Source organism: Synechococcales cyanobacterium T60_A2020_003, assembly GCA_015272205.1.
Classification (GTDB): domain Bacteria; phylum Cyanobacteriota; class Cyanobacteriia; order RECH01; family RECH01; genus JACYMB01.
In genome coordinates this window covers 1-16,323 of the sequence record JACYMB010000336.1, presented here as the reverse complement: position 1 = coordinate 16,323, position 16,323 = coordinate 1, and the positions used below count along the sequence as shown (strand labels likewise).

The following is a 16,323-nucleotide window of genomic DNA, read 5'->3' as shown; positions in this document are numbered from 1 at the left end:
CCTGGCATTTTACGCCGCAGAGCGGCGGGGAATCGACCCGCAGGGATTGAAATCTCAGGGAGTATTCAGGCAAGGTACGGGTTGAAATCTCTATCTAGAGACGTAGCATCTGACACCTTATTCATGCAACGTTGTTGTAGTTTGAGTTCCTACCCTATGCGTTCCTGTTATGGCCTTTGACCTCACGGAACTCCAATTTGCTATCGAAGCAACTTCTGACTTATATTATGTCCTCGGCGAGGATGGCGTCTTTGAATTTATCAATCGGGCAGGTCTTGAGTTTTTTAACGCCTTGCTTCAAGACGGTGACCCGCAAGCTCCCAGGATACGGGTTGGTGTCAATAGCCGCGAACTCGATCTCCCGCTGAACTGGCTAGCCATTCACGAACGGGGTCGGCATATGGCCTGCAAAACCGGGAAATCTGCGATTTACGAGACTCCGGTGGCGATCGCCAACCAAACCCGCTGTTATGAATTCACCTTTACCCCCCTATCCCCATCCGATCATGCGTCCCCAAAGGTGTTGGTGGTGGGACGAGAGGTGACCCGCTATCGTCAGCTTGTGCAGGAGCGCTACTTAACGACGCTGCTCTCCCTCCAAAAAATCTTAGAGAGTATTCCTACCATTGAGCATCTGCCCTCTCGCTACGAGTCTATTTTACAGCGATTGGGTGAAGCGTCTGGTGCCGATCGCGTTTACGTGCTTGAAGTCTGTTCTGAAGATGCCCATCCCGTGCTCTTTTCGCTGGCAGCGGAATGGTATGCAACGGGCGGGGGCTTTGGGACATTCTCTCCCCTCTGGCAAAATATCCCCCTGTTCGAGCGTCTGTCTACGCTAAAAGCCTATCTGGAACATGGACGCCCTGCATCGTTTTTGATTCATGAACTTCCCACTCATCAGCAGGAACTGTTTCAGCTATCCCAGGCACAGTCTGTGTTGCTGCTGCCGCTGATGGTTGATAACCAAATATGGGGAATCATTGGGTTTGAAAACTGTCAGGAAGCGCGGCCTTGGTCAACCTCTGAGATGGCTCTATTGCAGGTGACGACGTTTCTAATTGCGACTCGTCTGCAACAGCTTCAGACGGATGCCTTACAGCAGCAGTGGCTTGCAGAACTGACTCGAAGTACCCAACACCTGCAGGCGATTTTTCAGGCGTTTCCAGATTTGGTCTTCCGCTTGGGGCACGATGGTACATTTCTGGAGTGGCACGCTCACGATCCAGGCTACCTCTACATTCCGCCCCATGAACTTGCGGGACGACGCATGCCCGATGTTCTTCCAGCCCCCCCCGGCAGCCAAATCCAGCAACGGATTCAGGACGCCTTAGCTCAACAAACGATTTCGCGGTGTGAATCCAGTCTGGATGTGCTCAATGGGTCGCACCACTTTGAGATGCGGATTGTGCCGTTGCAAGTTGACCAGGTTCTCGCGATTGTCCGCAACGTGAGCGATCGCAAGCAGGTTGAAAATCTCTTAAACAGCGTGGTGGAGGGGACGGCCTCTGTTGGCGGACAGGCGTTTTTTGAGGCCTTAGTGCAGCATGTGGCGATCGCCCTAAATATACGCTACGTCGCCGTTGAGGAAATTATTGGCGATCGCTCGCGGGTTTTGGCGTTTTGGAATGGCGATCGCATTGGTGAGCCGTTAGAGTATGACATTCGGAACACTCCATGCGAGCGGGTGATGGCTCAAGGTCAATATGCCTGCCCTCAGAACGTGCAGACCATGTTTCCTGAGGATGACATTCTGCGGGAGATGGGAGTGGAATCCTATGTGGGGTACGCCCTAACCAATACTGAACAACAGTTTTTGGGCGCTCTCTGCGTTTTAGATGACAAGCCCTTTATAGCCAGTGCGACGACCGAGTCTGTCCTGAAAATCTTTGCGGCACGCGCTGCAATGGAACTTCAACGCCAACGCACCGAACAAGCTCTGCACCAGCAAGCCCAGCGGGAACGAGTCCTCCATCGCGTTGTTCAATCCATTCGTCAGTCCTTAGATCTGGAAACTATCTTTGCCACAGCGGTTGAAGATGTGCAGCAGCTCTTGCAACTTCAGGAAGTGGTTGTTTTAGAGTACCTGGGTGATCGACAGGCTTGGCGGGCGATCGCTGCCCATGCGGTAGAGACATCCGACGCTACGGATCGCTTCGCCATTGGCGCGGAATATCTCGACCACAATACTGATTTTGCGGCTTGCTTAAAACGTCTGGAGGCGATTTGGGACAACAATCTTCAGGACTACACCCAATCACAGAAAGGCTCGATCGTTGACTGCCAGGGCACAGAAGTCCGAATTATTGCGCCCCTTATTAAGGGCAATCAGCTTTGGGGGGCGCTCAGTCTGGTACGAAGCAGTGATTATCCTTGGAACGAGGCAGACCTAGCCATTGTCCAAACGATTGCCGACCAGCTATCCATCGCGATTCAACAAGCCGAACTCTACCAGCAGGTTCAGCAGATGAACACTGTTCTCGAAACTCAGGTGCTGGAACGGACACTCCAGCTTGAACAGGCGCTGAACTTTGAAGATCTCCTCCGCCAGATGATCGAAAAGGTTCGAGATAGTCTCAACGAGCAGACGATTCTCCAGGCAACAGCAGAAGAATTGACCTCTGGATTGAACCTACGGCTTTGCAACATTGTGCTGTATGACGGTAGCTCTGACCGCAGCGAACCCATTGCCCTAGTTCTCAAAGGAGCCTACAGTGTCGAGGAGTCCATTAGCCAACCGATGTTATCCTCAAGCCAGTACCCAGAACTGTACGCCCAACTGACCCAAGGTTGGCATGTGCAACTCTGCGTCAAGATCGAGGCTGGAATTTTGGGCGATCGCGCCGAGTGGGTCAGTATTTTCCTCTGCCCGATCGCCGATGATCAGGGGGTTATTGGTGATCTGCTACTGCTGCGGGAACGGCATGAATGCTTTACTGAACGAGAAATGAGCTTGGTGGGACAAATCGCCAGCCAATGTGCGATCGCCATTCGCCAATCCCGGTTGTACCAAGCCACGCAGGCTCAGGTTAGCGAACTGGAATTCCTCAATCGCATCAAAGATGATTTTCTGGGGACGGTATCCCATGAACTGCGGATGCCCATGACCAATATCAAAGTCGCGAGTCAAATGCTGGACATTGTGCTGGAGCAGCATGGCATCGACGATCCCCGAATTGAGCGGTACATGACGGTTTTGCGGTCCGAGTGCCAGCAAGAAATTGATTTGATCAACGACTTGTTAGATTTGCAGCAGCTTGAAGCCGGGACGCGATCGCTCAACTTTATTGAAATTAACCTGCACAACTGGTTGCCGCGAGTGGTACAGCCCTTCTTGGAACGTCTTCACAGCAGCGATCGCACGTTGATTCTCAATATTCCCCAGGATCTTCCCTTACTCACCACCGATATTGCCAGCCTTCAGCGTATTTTTGTCGAGTTGCTTCGTAATGCTTGTAGCTACACGCCGTCTGGTGAAACGGTTGAAATTACCGCCGAAGCCATCGTCACGAAACAGGACTTACCGATTTTATCGTCCACCGAATCAGTTGCCTATCGGACTAGAGCCGAGGCCATTATTCTCATCTCAGTCTGCAACACAGGCGTTGAAATCCCTGTGACAGACCAACCCCATATTTTTGATAAGTTCTATCGCAGCATTGGCATTGATCGCTGGCGCTACGGGGGTACAGGGTTGGGGCTGGCATTGGTGAAACGCTTGACCGAGCATATTGGCGGCACGATTGAACTCACCAGTGATCAAAATCAAACCTGTTTTTTGATTGAGTTACCCATGGTTCCCAATAGAACAAATTCAGATTTGGCAGGCTATTTGTAATCTTCATCCTTAACGGCAGATTTTTGGAACAAATTTTTGAAGGAGGTGCACCCTTGGCAACGATTTTGCGCGATTGGAGTTATCGGTATCCCTGGCTGTATGATGCGATCGCCTCTGTATCTGCGATCGCCGTGGGGGGAACCGATCGCTTTCGTCAGCTTGCTCTCCAGGATTTAGATCTGCCCCCAGAGGCTACGGTTTTGGATTTATGTTGCGGGGGTGGGCAGGCTACCCGGTATTTAACAGCTTTGACTCCCAATGTATTTGGACTCGATGCATCGCCCAAGGCCCTTCGCCGCGCGATTCACCACGTCCCCCAGGCCACTTTTGTGGAAGGTTGGGCAGAACGGATGCCCTTTGAAGATGAACAGTTTGACCTTGTCCATACCAGTGCTGCCCTGCACGAAATGGAACCGAATCAATTACGCCAAATTATCAAGGAAGTATACCGAGTGCTAAAACCGGGGGGCGTCTTTGCCCTTGTGGATTTTCATGCCCCTCAAAATCCGCTGTTTATGCCTGCCCTGGCGGTATTCCTCCTCCTGTTTGAAACAGAAACCTCGTGGCAGTTGCTTCGAACTGATTTGCCAGCATTGTTGGCCGACTTCCAGTTTCAGAATGCACCGGACGCAAAAGCGGGCGATCGCCCCGTGCCTCAAGCAATCCTGTACGCTGGGGGAAGCTTGCAGGTGATTCACGCCTACAAACCCCTGACCTAAAGACGATGGAGGAGACTGGGTGCAAAATACTGCGGAATACTTCTGCGCCTACTGTGGCGAACCCAACACAACGTTTGTAGATTTTAGTGCCGGAGGGCAACAGTCCTACGTGGAAGATTGCCAGGTGTGCTGTCGGCCTAATATTCTCTATGTGCGGATTGATGAAGATACCCTAGAGATTGAAATTGATAGCGAGTACGAAGGGTAGTCGCAATGCCCAGACGCTAACGAATAATGCCTCTTATCCTCCTATTTCTGCTGTTTTGGACATGCCTCTTTTTCATGGGTGTGGCAATCAATACCCCTATTGATCTTTTTATGCTGCTCATTTCGCCGCGCTGGCTTGCCCTCATCGGCATCAGCTTACTGGTGGCGTGGTTTATGGGCGAGTCATGAACGGCTGGTTTCCAGCGGTTTCACATATACGCGATCGCACCGCTGGGTTTCAACCCCGGTGGAAGGCTGGTAGCCATAGCATTCGTAAAGCTGCACCGCTTCTTTTAAAACCGTTGCCGTTTCAATCCAAATTTCCGAGAAGCCGCGTTGGGCAATTTCCGCTTCGAGCGATCGCAGCAAAAAGCGACCTAATCCTTGTCCCCGCGCCGCTGGCCGCAGATACATTTTCCGAATTTCGACGGCATTGGTACCACGGGCAATGGGGTAGAAGCCTGCCGTGCCCACAATTTGCCCATCCTGCTCGACCACCCAAAATGCACCGCCCGACTCCCAATACGCCCGTTCTACGTTCCACACGTCCTGATCGGCGGCATCCGGCTCACAGCACAAGCCATACTCCTTGAGGACATCTTGAATCAAATCAAAGGCGGTTTGGCGATCACCCGGTTGCCAATCTCGAATCTGAAACTGCTGGTAGGTTGTCTGCATAGAACTCTAGGACAAAAGTGCGGTCAATACTGGAGGACTTGATCATACCGAACTGTTCGGACAATCGTTTTCAGTCGTGATTGAGTCGTGATGGAAGCGAATCGGAATTTTTGTTCATTGTCTTGTAGGATTCAGTAATTCCCGCTGGCCGACGGTGGGTACTCTAGAGCTGGAGCCCTATTGCTTCAAGCCGGATCGAATGTACTCCCAATGTTTGCACCTCCACCCCAACTATGATTCTGATTCAGAAAATTGCGGCTGGCTTCTGTTTACTGATCGGCCTGCCCATTGTCCTCCTCGGAACGGTTGAAGCACTCAATCCATCCACCTCTGCGGAGGATCGCGAAGGGGCGATCGCCGCTGTCGTCCTATTCGGCGCACCACCAACGGCTTTGGGAGGCTGGCTGCTTTGGAATGTTCGGCATCAAAACCGGACTAAACAGCAGCCAATTGAACATGCCCGCGAACAGCTTTTCCTGAAACTCTTACAGGAACCCGAGGGCACGATTACCGTTCTGCGGTTTGCGAGTGAAGCGGCGATTCCGCTCGCCGAAGCCCAGGAGTTTTTAGACAGCAAAGCTCGCCAATTAAACGCCAGCTTTGACACCACTGACGAGGGCGGTATTATCTACCGTTTTACAATGTAGCGATCGCCTGTCGCTGCTGACTCAGTTCTAACGCCAACTGCAAGGCTGCCTTGAAGCTGGCGGCATCGGCAATCCCTTTCCCGGCAATATCAAACGCGGTGCCATGATCGGGCGAGGTGCGAATGAAGGGTAATCCGATGGTTGTATTAACGGCATGGTCAAATCCCATGAGCTTCACCGGGATTAAGCCCTGATCGTGATACAGGGCAAGGTAGGCATCATGGGCGTGATGGGGACTTGGGGAACCAAACCAGGCTTTGGCAGGGGCAACCCACATCGTATCGGGTGGAATCAACCCATCTAGCGTGGTCTGGGGATGGCGATCGCGCATTTGTGCCAACCAGGCTTGCATCCAATCCGCTTCCTCTCGCCCCAATTGTCCCGCTTCGCCACTGTGGGGATTGAGTCCGGCGATCGCAATCCGAGGGTTCACGATGCCCATATCCTGGCGCAGCGTCGTGATCAACAGGTCAAGCTTCCAGGTGAGTAATTCTGGCGTCAGGGCATCGGGAACCTGACGCAACGGAATGTGGGTGGTGGCTAACAGCACTCGCAAGGTCCAATCCGTATGGGGCGATCGCGCCACAAACATCATTCCATACCGATCCACGCCCGCCCGTTCTGCTAAAACTTCCGTTTGCCCCGGATAGGGATGCCCTGCCGCTGCCCACAACGCCTTAGAAATGGGAGCTGTCACCACCGCTGAACACTGACCGGATAAGGTATGGGCGATCGCCTGGGAGAGTGCCTGAAAACTGATTTCGCCACTGGCCGCATTGCCCTGTCCCCACTCCACCGCATTGATTACCGCTGGCTCTACCGCTACATCCACAATATTCAGGTGAGCCGGATCAGCGGCCTGGATGGGGAGCGATCGCAGATGTTCGTAGGTTCGGAGCAATAATTGCCGACTGCCAAATACAAGGGTGCGATCGCGATCAACATCGACTAGGGATTTGAGGACGATCTCTGGCCCAATCCCGGCGGGGTCTCCAAAGGCGATCGCTAATGGTGGGAGTGTGGAACGGGGTTGCTTAGGGGTGGGAGTCAAGGAAGAGTCGAGAGCGTGCATCATTGTGTCTTAAAATTAGGGGAATAAACAGACGATGAATCACCGCTAAATACTGACAGGAGAGTAGGGTTCGATGGGTCCAGAATTTTATAATGCATTAATTTTGTCCTCCACTCTAATCTTAGTGGGCTTAGGAATGGGCTTTTTGCTGCTCCGTCTGCAAGGCGGCGAAGAGTAGAAAGTTTCCTCACACAATCGGGCAGATCCACAAGGCTGGGTCTGCTTTTTTAATGGATCACTAATGGGACGTTGAACGCAATAAAAAGCCCAGGCTTGGTATACCTGGACTTTTGTCATACAGGAATATGACCGACTGTAAAAGGCTGATTACCGGACGTACTGACGACCCATGAAAGTCAAGGTCAACTCTTCCTTTGAGCGGTTTTTGACCAGATAGTCCTTGCGGTTGTAGTGCTTGCCGCGAAAGGTCAGTTGCTCTTGGGTTTCGATGCTATCCACAGCGGAGTTAGACGATTCGTAGGATTTGCCGAGGAAAGAGAGTTTCATGACTGGGGTTCCTTGTTGCGATGAGAGAAGATTGTAGGAGTGGGAAAGACTTGGATGATTAACCGTTGAATGCGGGATGTTGACATTTGCGCCGCAGTTGCATCGTTTGGCGGCTGTTGATCATTTTCTCGCCAGGGCGCTTGTTGTAGGTGATACCACGATAGGTCATCTCTTCAGTGGCAAGTTCTGCGGGTTGAGGAGCGGTGAAGCTATATGTCCGTCCGCGATAGGTTCCAAACAGGGGAACTTTAGGGGCTTCGATGGTGGTGTAGCTGGGAGTGTAGGTTTGGCCTCGGTATGTCAGCGTCATCAGTCAGTCTCCTGTGTTTGTGTGTTTCTGGTTCCTTTCGGTATGTCCCTATGATGCGGGAAGTGCCCAGCAGAAAAAATCCCAGAAAGTTCAGGTTTATTCAGGAGTTGTTCAACCGCATGGATCATCCGCCCGTGGGTGAAGATCGTTTGCTCCAAGGGCATCTTCACTAGAATACTGAACGCTCAACCGTCAAACTCCTTTGCACGATGATCCTCCAATAGCAAGAACCCATAAAGCCGAACGGTTCCCAATGGCTCATCCATCAGAAACCGTTCGTAAGGGGTTAGGCTACCGTGCGCTACAGTAAGCCTGAAGCCATCCATGCCCAATTTACACGGTTAGGGTACGACGCTTGGAGACTAAGCGGAACGTCTCGATAATGTCACCTTCCTGCCATGCATTGAAGTGATCGAGCCCAATACCGCACTCATACCCAGCATTGACTTCCTTCGTGTCATCTTTCATCCGCTTCAGAGAGTCAAGGTTGCCTTCATGCACTACCTCATTTCCTCGGCGAACCCGCACGCGGCAGTTTCGGATCGCCTTACCTGACAGGACGTAGCAACCCGCAACGGCTCCCTTGCCCACAGGGAAGACGGCTCGGACTTCCACCTGACCCAGCGGCTCTTCGACCATTTCGGGTTCTAGTAGACCTTCCATCGCGCCTTGGATATCTTCCAACAGCTTATAGATGACGTTGTACTCGCGGATATCGACCCCAGCATTGTCTGCCGCTTGCCGCGCACCGCTAGCCAGGGTGGTGTTGAAGCCAATAATGACAGCGTCACTGGCAGCCGCCAAATCGACGTCCGTTTCGGTGATCTCACCCGGTGCAGAGAGTAGAACACGCACTTGCACCTCATTCTGAGGTAGCTGCTGTAACGAACCGAGGATCGCTTCTACCGAACCCTGAACATCGGCCTTCAAGACGATATTGAGTTCCTTCAGTTCGCCTTCCTGCGCCTGAGCAGACAGCGAGTTCAGCGTCACCCGTCGAGACGCCATGGCCTGCTGTAGACGCGATTGCCGCTGGGCATCCGCACGCTTGGACGCGATCGCCCGTGCATCTTTCTCCTCCGCGTAGACTTCGAACTCGTCACCAGCGGCTGGGACATCACTCAGTCCCAGCACCTCAACCGCGAAGGATGGATAGGCCACCTCAACGCGATCGCCCCGATCGTCCACCATGGCTCGCACCTTACAGAAGGCCGAACCTGCGACCAGAGTATCCCCAACGCGCAAGGTTCCGTTTTGGATGAGCAGTGTTGCCACTGGACCGCGAGATTTATCGAGATTGGCCTCAATGACCGTACCCCGTGCAGGACGTTCTGGGTTGGCATAGAGGTCCTCAACCTCGGATACCAGCAAGATCATTTCCAGCAATGTATCTAGGTTATCGCCCTTGATTGCACTCACCGGAACCATAATGGTGTCGCCACCCCACTCTTCAGGTACCAGGTTGTACTCCGTTAACTCCTGTTTCACCCGATCCGGCTGAGCCTCTTCCTTATCGACCTTGTTAATCGCAACGACGATTGGAACTTCAGCGGCCTTGGCATGGCTAATCGCTTCAATCGTCTGGGGACGCACCCCGTCATCGGCAGCCACGACCAGAATGGCAATATCGGTGACTCGTGCACCCCGTGCCCGCATCGCGGTAAACGCTTCGTGACCAGGGGTATCCAAAAAGACGATTTGCTCGGTATGTCCGTTATGCTCCACATCAACATGGTAAGCACCGATGTGCTGGGTGATGCCTCCAGCCTCGCCTTGAGCAACCTTTGTTTTGCGAATGGAGTCCAGCAGGGTTGTCTTACCGTGGTCAACGTGTCCCATAATGGTGACTACAGGGGGACGCCGCACCAAGTTCTCCAGGTCAGCAGCATCCAGCATTTCGGTCTTACGGGCTTCCGCTTCGGCTTCCGTCGTTTCAACCAAAATGCCGAACTCTTCCGCCACCATGGTTGCCGTGGGCAAATCTAGAATTTGGTTGATGTTGGTAGCAATTCCCTTAAAGAAGAGAGCTTTGATGACCTCTGTTTCGGGAACAACCATCTTCTCCGCTAAATCATGAACCGAAATTCCCTCATCCCGGAGATATAGAATCTCAGGACGCTCTTGCTTGGTTTCCTGCTCGCGGCGATCGCGCCGCTGTTCACGGGAACCACCACGCTTCGGCTTAGAAATCGTGGCCGTTGTCGGGCGTGAGGGTTGTCCCGCCTGAGCACTCTTGGGCTTCGGTGGACGGACTAACGACAGACTCACCTGGGGAGTTGAATCTTCACCCTGGTCATCTAGGAAGTCATCTTCAAAAACATCCTCATCCTCATCAATCAACTGTTGACGACGCTTGGCCTTTGTCGCAGGCTTACGCTGGAGAAGCTCTTGTTCATCCTCTTCCTCCTCACGGCGACTTTTTGTTTTCTTCACCGCTTGGCGCGGTGGCTCTGGACGATGCAGCCTTGGAATTTCGGCTACTTCGACAAACGTATCAATGGAATCGTCACCTTCTTTGCGATCAGCCTCAGCCGCTGCATCCGCACTAGGCCGACTGGGAGGACGCCGCAGTTCAATCACGGGTTTCGGACGCTGAGGCGGTGCAGCCCCTTCTCGACTGGGTGCAGGCGATCGCCCTTCAGTCCGGGATTGGGATACCTCTCCACTCCTAACCTGAACAATTTCCAATGCCTTCGGTTTGGGTGCAGAGGCAGCCCGTTCAGACTTGGGTGTAGGACGCTCAGTCCGAGACGGTGAAGAACTCGGTGCCGAGGCAGAGCCGGGCGCACGACCACTCGGACGTGGCGGTGGTTTGATCAACTTGGGTGCAGGCGTCGGCTTTTGCGATTTCAGCGCTTCCGGTTGAGCCTTGGATCTTGGAGCAGAGGCGTTTGGTGAGATGGGCGGTGCGTTTAAGTCTGACGTAGGCTTTGATTCTTGCGTAGGTGCTTTAGGTTTCTTTTGTGCAGCCTCCGTTTGACTGGGCTGGGGCGCTTTCGCAGGCGCAGTTGGCCGTGATGGTGAGCCACCTCCTGGACTTTCAGGCCGCGCAGGCGGAGGCATTACAGCAGCACTAGCGGCAGGTGCAGAGCGTTCAGGGGAAGGAGATGTGGGCTGAGGCTGGGCAGGACGCTTAGGAGAGGTCACCGAGGGGCGAGTGGTTGAGGATCGTACCTCTAGAATCTGGGGTTTTTGGGACGCTTTCCGAGTGGGTGCACTTGCCGTAGTACTTGCAGTGTTAGAAGACGCAGAGACCCGTGAAGGTGTGTGACTTGGAGTGAAATGCTCGGCAGCGGCACGAATTTGCTCCGCTTCTGCTTCGGTAATCGTGCTGCTATGACTTTTTGCGGAAATACTTTGCTGGCTACAAATGGCCAAAATGTCGCGATTGTCCAAATTTAACTCTTTTGATAACTCGTAGATTCTTACTTTGCTGTTATTCATCCAGTCTCCCCTCTGCGTACCAACATATAATCTATCGTTTGACCTGTTGTAGGTGTAGTACGTACTTAAACGTCATGATTTGCTTCCTCTATGTAGGTCTAGCTGCGCCCTAGTGACGCATCATCGAAACTCTAACCTAACTGTATGATATGCACCTCCTTCTATCCTAAATCGTTTAACAAATTCCGTTCAGATCAGAGCATCTTTCACCTCTAATCAGCATACTGAGGCATGAGTACTCCAAGTACCTTTCAACTCCTCCTGTTGCTTGAAGCCCAAGCCAACGTACGGCGGCTGCGCTCTCCACGGATAGAGATGCTTGATGACGTTGAGCGTTTTTAGTTTCTTTATGCCTCATCTTGAACGGGTTCGTGTGGATTTTCCTGATGGTCTAACCGATGCCAAAGCGCTTGATATAGGGTTGCCGGGACGGCTGCTTTGAGCGATCGCCCCAGCCGATCTTTACGCTGAGATAGCTTCAGGCAGGTTGCCGTGGGACAAACGTAGGCGGAGCGCCCAGCCCCCTCATCTAATTGTACTGTTCGAGAGGGATGGACTCGGACAATCCGCCAGAACTCTGCCTTAGGTGCGACCCGACGACAGCTAACACACCGACGATAGTTAGGCTGCATACGCACACAACCTCTAAGCACAACAACAGTTACAGTCCTTAACCAAATCTTGAGCCCATTGGACGCTTCGACAAGCAACTCACGAACGGGGACGCTCAATAGCAGCCTCTTGCTCGATTCCAAAGCCGTCTTCGCTCTCTTTAACCGCATCAGAATCGAACTCTTCTCCGTCTAATACCGCTTGCGGGATTGAATCATCATTTAGATCCGATGTACTAGATGCGATCGCCTCATCTTGAACTTCAGCCCCCTCAGCAAAATCAACGTCTTCTTCTGGTTCCAGTTCCTCGGCATACGCCGCCGCTTCTGCCGCTAACTGTTCTTGATGCAAACGTTGAGCGTCCAAAATTTCCTGCATCTTCCGATCTTCAGCATCGTAGTCATACTTTGCTGAGTCCTTAATGTCAATCTTCCATCCCGTTAACCGAGCCGCTAGGCGAACGTTTTGTCCCTCCTTGCCGATCGCCAAACTCAGCTGATCTTCAGCCACCAGGACATGGGCTTGCCGCTCATCAGGATTCATCAGACGCACCTGCTCAACTCGTGCCGGACTAAGGGCATTGGCAATATACGTGGCCGGATCCGGCGACCAGCGGATTACGTCTATTTTTTCACCGCGCAGTTCATTCACGACGGCCTGAATTCGGGAACCCCGAGCACCAATGCAGGCTCCGACCGGGTCAACGTCCCGTTCTAGCGTGTCAACGGCAATCTTCGTCCGTGGCCCCACCGACCGAGAGGGGGGATTGGCCTCCCGTGCCACCGCAATGATCCGCACAACATCGTCTTGAATTTCGGGCACCTCATTATCAAAGAGGTAAACGACTAAGCCAGCATCCGCTCGTGACACAATCAGTTGGGGCCCGCGGTGAGAGCCATCCGATACTTTCTTGAGGTAAACCTTAAAGGTGGCGTTGGCACGATAGTTATCGTTCGGGAGCTGAAACTTCTTAGGGAGTTCCGCCTCCACATCCGGCTTCCCCATACCACTGTTCACCGCCATAATGACGGACTGCCGCTCAAAGCGTAGCACCCGTGCCGTGAGTACTGTTTGTTCAAGCTCTTCGAACTCTTCCTGAACCAACTTGCGCTGCTGATCCCGCAGTTTCTGGGCGAGCACCTGCTTAGTCTGAATCGCGGCCATTCGCCCAAATTCGCTCTGTTCAGGCGTCACGTCCAAAATAACCGTATCCCCAAGCTGAGCCTCGGACGCAACTTCCTGGACTTCTTGCAGCGAGATTTGATGATCGGGATTCGAGACTTCTTCGGTAATGGCTTTTGTCGCGAGCACCCGAAAGCCTTCTTCCTCGACATCCAGCTCTACTTCAAAGTTACTGAAGTACTCGTCATCGTAGGCCATGTCAGCCCCTCGATTGGTGCGGCGATAGCGCTCATACCCTTTCAGAAGCGCTTCACGCAGTGCTGCTTGCACTGCAGATTTAGGCAAATTGCGCTCGCTGCTAATACTTTCGATCATGGCCTGCAAACCAGGCAGACTTACCATTGACATAGTTGTATATGACCTCCGTCATTATTCGGTTGTTTGAGGATTAAGCGTGCCGTTCGTCAAACCAAACCCGTGTAACAAGCTCACGGGGAATGGCGATCGCTCGTCCTTTCAAGTTCAGATGCAGGTGCGTTTCGTCACGCTGCACGAGTTTGCCACTGATGTTTTTCTGACCATTAAACGGTTCATTCAACGACACCGTGACGGCAAACCCTTTAAATGAGATGAAGTCCCTCTCTGTAGTTAAGCTTCGGGAAATACCCGGACTCGATACTTCCAACACGTAGGCATCGGGAATCAGCTCCGATTCATCTAGGACTTCTTCCAGCGCTCGGCTCATACGCTCACAATCGTCCAAACCAGTATCTTGAGCCGGATTGCGAATATCAATTCGTAGCACCGGGGGACTGTGATTCGTTTGAAACACGGCATCTACAACATCCAAACCAAGTGATGTTGCAATCGGTGTCGCCAATTCAAGAATTTGAGGAGTTAGAGGATGTGTCACAAGTTATCAATAAAAAAGTGGGCATTGCCCCACTTCCATCACAAAAGATGTCCACGGTAGTGCAGAAGCCGTTTGGATCCGCACATCACCCTCAGTCTAGCGCATAGTTGGTGAATCGATCGCTGAATTCTGATGCCAGTATTTCAGGCAAGGGGCGATCGCTTGGTTTGCCTGGGATTAGGAGGGGCGATCGCGCACCGCCTGCATTGGCGAATTGCCGGTTCCCACTTTATTCGTCAGTTCGTAAATTCGCTTCGTTTTTGCGTCCATGTCTACAATGTCGCTGGCCTCAATCCGTTGAACAAAATTCACCTTAACCTCGTCGAGCAAGGCCACCAACAAGTATTGCAATTCGTTTAACGTGTCCTGCTGGCGCATTCCCGTCCGCAAATTTTCAAGGAAACTTTGGATCAAGGCTTGGGTTAACGCACCTCCCTGGTCATCTTTGAGAGCAGACTGAAGCGCACCATAGATATTTTGAGTCGTAGTTTCCACTAAGTTTTGGGTGAGACGATTCGATGCCTCTTTTGCACCTGGCAACCAAGTTACCCCACTGTAGAGCGGTACTGAATGCAGCACATTGCCGACACTATGGCTGATTAGGGCATCTAGTTCAGGCTTAACCGCAGGCAACACGTCCTCTACCAGCACCGTATTCAACCGTTTGGCAATTAATCCTACCTCGTCGATTCCGTTGATATCTACATAACGATTGGAGGTTGTGAGCCATCGCGCAACCGAGCCATCTTCGATCACGGCTTCCGCTTGATCGATCACCTGAATCACCACAATTTCCGTGAGTTCCGTGGCGAAGTTGGCGATCGCATCCCGGCGTAGGCGGCGAACTAGCACCATAACGTTAAAAATGTCGGCTTGAGCCAGTCGAATGGAGACGGGAATGCACCGTAACCAGCGCCAAAACGGTAGGAGCAGCAGAACATCGTACCAACGCCAGACCATCGTTTGGATCCAGCTTGTGCCTTTGTAGCGACGACTGAGGTAGAAGGTGCGCAGCAGAAATTCCACACCGAAAATGATCACGAAGGGCTGATCAATCACCCAAAACAAATCAACGGGACGCCCTGTGATATCCAGCTTGCGGTAATAGTTGGTCTCCATCAAGGGCTGAATTTCTGTTTGGAAAAATTGCCACGAATCGGACCATCCTGCTTGGCGGAGATACTCCACGTTCCAAAAGGTTTCAAACGCTTCCGTGGAGGAGTCAACGCCAACTCGTTCCCGCATCTGAGCCTTAATTTGCTCTAGCGTTCCCGTTTTGTTTGCGATTTCAAAGGGGTTGTCGTTGATCATGACGACGCTCAACATCTGCAATTCCTGAAGCTGTTCTTCCACTTCTGGCGAATTGAGGCTGTATTCAGCGACGAGCGAATTGAGTTCTTTGGCTGTTTCCAGATAGTCCACGGTGAAGCGTTCGGGTTCGATACCTTTGAACGTTTCGCCGTACCATACGGTGATTTGTGGAAAGTACTTGAGATAGAAATTCCGAAACGGGATGTAGCTGAGGTCAAGAAGCACGAGGATATAGTTAGCCAGGGCAATCATGGCCATTACACGCTCGAACCAAAGCCCTTTGCGAAGACGGCGTTTTTCCTGAATGTTAGAAGTTACAAGAGTCATCATCCAAACCTAGTCTGCGACGGGGTATCGTCTGGTCTATGCCATGTATTGTTTCAGACTACGCCTCTGAGGGCTGTCCTCAAAGCACTTGCGGTAGGATAAAAAGGAGTTAAGTTTTGTAACATTAGTCATGCAGCCTATTCAAGGATCGCCAACGGGTCAATACTGGCAATGGCAGGGGTATTCTATTTACTATGTTGTGGGTGATTCGCCTGCAACACTGGGCGATCGCCCCTCTGGAGCCTTATCCGATCGTCCAGCCTTACTTCTGGTTCACGGGTTTGGAGCCTCCACAGATCACTGGAAAAAGAATATAGCCGTCCTCCAGCGGGAGTTTGACGTGTGGGCGATTGATCTCCTCGGATTTGGGCGATCGGCCAAGCCGGATCAGGTTTACAGCGGTGATGTGTGGCGATCGCAACTGCATGACTTCATCACCACCATAATTAGGAAACCTACGGTGCTTGCTGGCAATTCCCTGGGTGGCTATGCGTCTCTCTGTGTCGGTGCAAACCATCCAGAGGATGTGGCCGGGGTGATTTTGCTGAATAGCGCTGGCCCTTTTACTCCAACCACTCCTATGCCAGAGCCGAATCCGCTGCAGAAAGCGATTCAAACC

The 16,323-nt window shown here is 52.4% G+C and carries 16 protein-coding genes; 7 read left to right on the top strand and 9 right to left on the bottom strand.

Annotated features, from left to right (window positions below):
- Positions 1-169: 169 nt before the first annotated feature.
- The 4 genes from IGR76_16780 to IGR76_16765 are packed head-to-tail and all read left to right on the top strand — an operon-like array spanning position 170 to position 4,950.
- Positions 170-3,835, top strand: coding sequence for a GAF domain-containing protein (locus IGR76_16780; GenBank protein MBF2080119.1), 3,666 nt, complete (start codon positions 170-172; stop codon positions 3,833-3,835).
- A 53-nt stretch (positions 3,836-3,888) separates the two neighbouring features.
- Complete coding sequence (locus IGR76_16775) at positions 3,889-4,554, top strand: class I SAM-dependent methyltransferase (GenBank protein MBF2080118.1); 666 nt, start codon at positions 3,889-3,891, stop codon at positions 4,552-4,554.
- A 19-nt stretch (positions 4,555-4,573) separates the two neighbouring features.
- Positions 4,574-4,762: a CPXCG motif-containing cysteine-rich protein gene (locus IGR76_16770; protein ID MBF2080117.1), complete on the top strand. Its 189-nt coding sequence runs from the start codon at positions 4,574-4,576 to the stop codon at positions 4,760-4,762.
- Positions 4,763-4,788: 26 nt separating this feature from the next.
- Entirely contained in the window at positions 4,789-4,950 is a 162-nt protein-coding gene (locus tag IGR76_16765; GenBank protein MBF2080116.1) for a hypothetical protein, read from the top strand.
- On the opposite strand, the gene IGR76_16760 is transcribed toward IGR76_16765, so the two are convergent.
- Positions 4,945-5,439, bottom strand: a complete 495-nt coding sequence (locus tag IGR76_16760) for a GNAT family N-acetyltransferase (protein MBF2080115.1) — start codon at positions 5,437-5,439, stop codon at positions 4,945-4,947. The two genes, IGR76_16765 and IGR76_16760, sit on opposite strands and share 6 nt — an antisense overlap.
- 233 nt (positions 5,440-5,672) lie before the next feature.
- On the opposite strand from IGR76_16760, the gene IGR76_16755 reads away from it, so the two are divergent.
- A complete protein-coding gene (locus IGR76_16755) occupies positions 5,673-6,086 on the top strand; it encodes a hypothetical protein (GenBank protein MBF2080114.1) in 414 nt (137 codons plus the stop codon).
- Here IGR76_16755 and pdxA read toward each other — a convergent pair.
- A complete protein-coding gene (gene pdxA / locus IGR76_16750; GenBank protein MBF2080113.1) occupies positions 6,076-7,158 on the bottom strand; it encodes a 4-hydroxythreonine-4-phosphate dehydrogenase PdxA in 1,083 nt (360 codons plus the stop codon). The two genes, IGR76_16755 and pdxA, sit on opposite strands and share 11 nt — an antisense overlap.
- 73 nt (positions 7,159-7,231) lie before the next feature.
- Here pdxA and IGR76_16745 point away from each other — a divergent pair, with 73 nt between their 5' ends.
- Positions 7,232-7,336, top strand: a complete 105-nt coding sequence (locus tag IGR76_16745; protein MBF2080112.1) for a PetM family cytochrome b6-f complex subunit 7 — start codon at positions 7,232-7,234, stop codon at positions 7,334-7,336.
- Positions 7,337-7,485: 149 nt separating this feature from the next.
- Here IGR76_16745 and IGR76_16740 read toward each other — a convergent pair whose 3' ends face one another.
- The 7 genes from IGR76_16740 to IGR76_16710 all read right to left on the bottom strand — a co-directional run bounded on the left by IGR76_16740 (position 7,486) and on the right by IGR76_16710 (position 15,707).
- Complete coding sequence (locus IGR76_16740) at positions 7,486-7,665, bottom strand: DUF4278 domain-containing protein (protein ID MBF2080111.1); 180 nt, start codon at positions 7,663-7,665, stop codon at positions 7,486-7,488.
- A 58-nt stretch (positions 7,666-7,723) separates the two neighbouring features.
- Positions 7,724-7,975: a DUF4278 domain-containing protein gene (locus IGR76_16735; protein ID MBF2080110.1), complete on the bottom strand. Its 252-nt coding sequence runs from the start codon at positions 7,973-7,975 to the stop codon at positions 7,724-7,726.
- 333 nt (positions 7,976-8,308) lie between these two features.
- Positions 8,309-11,419: a translation initiation factor IF-2 gene (gene infB, locus IGR76_16730; GenBank protein ID MBF2080109.1), complete on the bottom strand. Its 3,111-nt coding sequence runs from the start codon at positions 11,417-11,419 to the stop codon at positions 8,309-8,311.
- A 347-nt stretch (positions 11,420-11,766) separates the two neighbouring features.
- Entirely contained in the window at positions 11,767-12,051 is a 285-nt protein-coding gene (locus IGR76_16725; GenBank protein MBF2080108.1) for a YlxR family protein, read from the bottom strand.
- Positions 12,052-12,130: 79 nt separating this feature from the next.
- Positions 12,131-13,561, bottom strand: coding sequence for a transcription termination factor NusA (gene nusA, locus IGR76_16720; protein ID MBF2080107.1), 1,431 nt, complete (start codon positions 13,559-13,561; stop codon positions 12,131-12,133).
- A gap of 40 nt (positions 13,562-13,601) precedes the next feature.
- Positions 13,602-14,066, bottom strand: coding sequence for a ribosome maturation factor RimP (gene rimP, locus IGR76_16715; GenBank protein ID MBF2080106.1), 465 nt, complete (start codon positions 14,064-14,066; stop codon positions 13,602-13,604).
- Positions 14,067-14,243: 177 nt separating this feature from the next.
- Positions 14,244-15,707 (bottom strand): hypothetical protein, encoded by a 1,464-nt coding sequence (locus tag IGR76_16710; protein MBF2080105.1) that lies wholly within the window; start codon positions 15,705-15,707, stop codon positions 14,244-14,246.
- 127 nt (positions 15,708-15,834) lie between these two features.
- On the opposite strand from IGR76_16710, the gene IGR76_16705 reads away from it, so the two are divergent.
- Positions 15,835-16,323, top strand: a 489-nt coding sequence (locus IGR76_16705) for an alpha/beta fold hydrolase (protein ID MBF2080104.1), incomplete at its 3' end; no start/stop codon positions are given.